The sequence below is a fragment of the Bifidobacterium sp. POST2/T3 (B1) genome, from assembly GCF_058197115.1.
The window spans coordinates 1-2,987 of record NZ_JBVPQK010000321.1; the positions used below are offsets into that span (position 1 = coordinate 1).

A 2,987-nucleotide genomic window follows, 5' to 3' on the forward strand; every position below is an offset into this window, starting at 1 on the left:
GGCTGGTTCGGTTTCAATGCCGGTTCCGCCTTCGCCGCCAACGGCACGGCTGGATATGCCTGGGTTTCCACGACCATCGCCGCCAGCGGCGCCACCCTGGGCTGGCTCTTTACTGAGCGGGTCCGCACCGGGCATTACACCGCCATGGGTGCTGCATCCGGCATGGTCGCCGGCCTGGTGGCCATCACGCCAGCGGCCGACGTGGTTTCCCCGCTCTGGGCCATGGTCATCGGCCTTTTGGCTGGTTTCGTCTGCTGCCTGGCTTGCGGGCTCAAGTTCCGCTTCGCCTATGACGACTCCTTGGATGTGGTAGGCATCCACGGTGTGGGTGGTTTATTGGGCACGCTGCTGATAGGCTTCTTTGGTACCGGCACGGGCTTCCTGGCCGGCGGCAATTTCCGGCAGCTGCTGGTTCAGTTCCTGGTGGCGCTGATTGCGATCATCTACGCAGCTGCAGTCACTGGTGTGATCGCCTTTGTGCTGGAGAAGACCATTGGTTGGCGAGTCAGCAAGGATCAGGAGGTCATCGGCGTCGATCAGAGCGATCAGGGTGAGAGCGCCTACGACTTCGGATCCATTCTGAACTGATCAGAGAGGAAGGCAGCATGAAACTCATTACCGCCATCGTTCAGCCCGGACGGCTGGATCAGATTAAACAGGCCCTGACCGAGGTCGGCGTGCACGGCATGACCGTCTCGTCAGCCCAGGGCTATGGCCGGCAGGGCGGCCATAAGGAGGTCTACCGGGGCAGCACTGTCAAGGTGGATCTGGTTCCCAAGGTGCGCTTGGAGGTGCTGACCGAGGATCGCCGGGTCGACGAGCTGGTCAACGCTATCGTCCAAGCTGCTGCCACCAACACCGTAGGCGACGGCAAGGTCTGGGTGCAGACCCTGGACTCGGTAGTCAGGGTCCGTACCGGGGAGACCGGCGTCGACGCCATCTGAGGCAGCTACCTGCTGCCGTCTGTATGGTCGTTTTCCTGTGCTGACCAGTTTTGCAGGATCTCGTCGCTGTGGCCAATTTCATGGTCTGGCTATCGGGATCCTGCTTTTTCTATGTCTGGGATTTCCTTGTCTGAGTCGTTGAGAATGGCTCTTCACGCTTGGCTGGTCTGGTCGATCGTCCCCATCCAGACATCGGTGCGCGTTCTCAAGCCATTGCAGATGGCCCTGACGCCGATGAAGAGGACATTGAGAACGGCCCAGAGCATGGCTATCCGCCAGGTGGGTGTCCAGTTTATGGCCAGAGCCGTCATGCCCAGCAGTCCGATTACATAGATCACGGCTGTCAGGGAGCAGGTGGCTGCCAGGTAGCGATAATCCCCGGCTCCGATCAGAATTCCGTCCAAGGCCCACATCCATCCAGCGACGGGCATGAAGACCCCTTGGACGATCATGCCCACGGTGATCAGAGACCTGATGGCCGGCGTTGGGCTGAACAACGGAGCAGCGAAGAGGCCCAAAGCGATCATGACCAGCCCGACCAGCACTCCCATGGCCATGCCGGCCTTGGCTGACAGGTCGGTCATGACCCGTGCCCGTGACCGCTGTCCGGCGCCCAGTTCGGTGGCTACCAGTGACTGACCGGCGATGCCTACGGCATCCAGCATGTTCAGTCCGAAATTCCAGGCCGAGTTGACCCCCTGATAGGCCGCCAGCACCTGCTCGCCCAAGTGGGCCGCAGCCACCACGGTCATAAAGAGGCAGACCCGCAGGGCCAGGGTCCGCAGGAAGAGTGGGAAGCCATCGCCCATGCTGGCCGCCATGCCTGAGAGCCGGGGCCGCAGTTGGGCGCCTTCCCGGCGGGCCCATACCAGGGCGGGAATGGTCAGGAAGAGCCCCATGGCCCACTCGGCGATCAGTGTGGCCAGGCCCGAGCCCAGAATGTCCATGTGCAGGCCGAAGACCAGCAGAATCTCAAGGGCTGTGTTGAGGATGGCGCCCGACACGGCGGCCACCAGGGTGATCTTTACCTTTTGAAGTCCGCGGAAGATGCCGTTGGCCGCGTAGACCAGGAGCATGGCCGGAAGGCCGAAGACCAGGGCGTTCAGGTAGGTCTGCGCCGCCTGCAGGACCGGCCCACGGGCTCCCATCAGGCTGCAGATGGGCCGACTTAAAACCAGGAGCAGGGCGCAGACGACCACGCCGATGACGAAGGCCAGCCACATGCCGTCCACGCCGGCCTGCATGCCCTCCCTGCGGCAGCCTGCGCCCATGAGCCGGGCCACCTGGGAGGTGGTCCCGTAGGCCAGGAAGATGCACAGACCCACAGTGGTCAGCACCACAGTGGATCCGATGGAGAGCCCGGCCAGGGCCGAGTCGCTGATGTGGCCCACGATGGCGGTGTCGATCATGACGAAGAGCGGTGATGCGATCAGCTGGCCGAAGGTGGGTATGGCCAGTCCGGCAATGGTCCGGTAGGTCGTCCGCCGCTCTTCCGGCGTGATTGATGTGGTCTTGGTTTCGGAGATGTTCCTGTGGCTGCGCATGGACGCCATGCTAATGCTCTGGACTGAAGACACAATCCAGGAAAGCCAGTCCGTGGACGCCCTGTCGTGGATGCCGTATCACCAAACAGCCTTGAGTGCAAGCCGGATTGATGATGTGGCAGGCTGTCCCCAAGTTTTGCACAGAGTTATACCCATGAGGTGGATAAGTTGCACACATGTCCTCTAGGACACGCCTTGAATGTGGATAACTTATTTTTCTGTACACATGCATGAGCAGCCTTGTACCCCGTCCAGTACGGTCGGCGCGTCCTAGTGAATGCCTTGGGTGAAATCCGTTTCTTAGGGCTTTCAAGGATGGTCCTCTTCGTAGAATCGTGGCTATGGCTTCCGACGACTATACCGACTACACCCATCCCGAACAGCGTCCCACCGATCATGTCCAGACCGGCCGCGACATGCTTTTCGACCGGGTGCCCCCGCATGACGACGATGCGGAGATGGCCGTGCTGGGCGGCATGCTCATGAGCAAGGATGCCAT

Annotated in this window: 3 protein-coding genes and 1 pseudogene; 3 read left to right on the forward strand and 1 reads right to left on the reverse strand. The window is 61.4% G+C overall.

The window, feature by feature from the left end; genetic code table 11:
* Both AC0AP0_RS11050 and AC0AP0_RS11055 read left to right on the forward strand, forming a co-directional pair.
* A partial coding sequence (locus tag AC0AP0_RS11050; RefSeq protein ID WP_490430500.1) for an ammonium transporter occupies positions 1-588 on the forward strand: 588 nt, incomplete at its 5' end.
* 17 nt (positions 589-605) lie between these two features.
* Positions 606-944, forward strand: a complete 339-nt coding sequence (locus AC0AP0_RS11055; RefSeq protein ID WP_101432992.1) for a P-II family nitrogen regulator — start codon at positions 606-608, stop codon at positions 942-944.
* Positions 945-1,096: 152 nt separating this feature from the next.
* Here the strand turns inward: AC0AP0_RS11055 and AC0AP0_RS11060 are convergent, their stop codons facing one another.
* Complete coding sequence (locus AC0AP0_RS11060; protein ID WP_490430501.1) at positions 1,097-2,488, reverse strand: MATE family efflux transporter; 1,392 nt, start codon at positions 2,486-2,488, stop codon at positions 1,097-1,099.
* 341 nt (positions 2,489-2,829) lie between these two features.
* Here AC0AP0_RS11060 and AC0AP0_RS11065 point away from each other — a divergent pair.
* Positions 2,830-2,987: pseudogene (locus tag AC0AP0_RS11065) on the forward strand (replicative DNA helicase); the annotation flags it as partial.

What these genes read in the sequence shown, in the direction of transcription:
- AC0AP0_RS11060 (WP_490430501.1), bottom strand. Translation starts at nt 2,488, where the DNA reads ATGCGCAGCCACAGGAACATCTCCGAAACCAAGACCACATCAATCACG.
- AC0AP0_RS11055 (WP_101432992.1), top strand. Translation starts at nt 606, where the DNA reads ATGAAACTCATTACCGCCATCGTTCAGCCCGGACGGCTGGATCAGATT.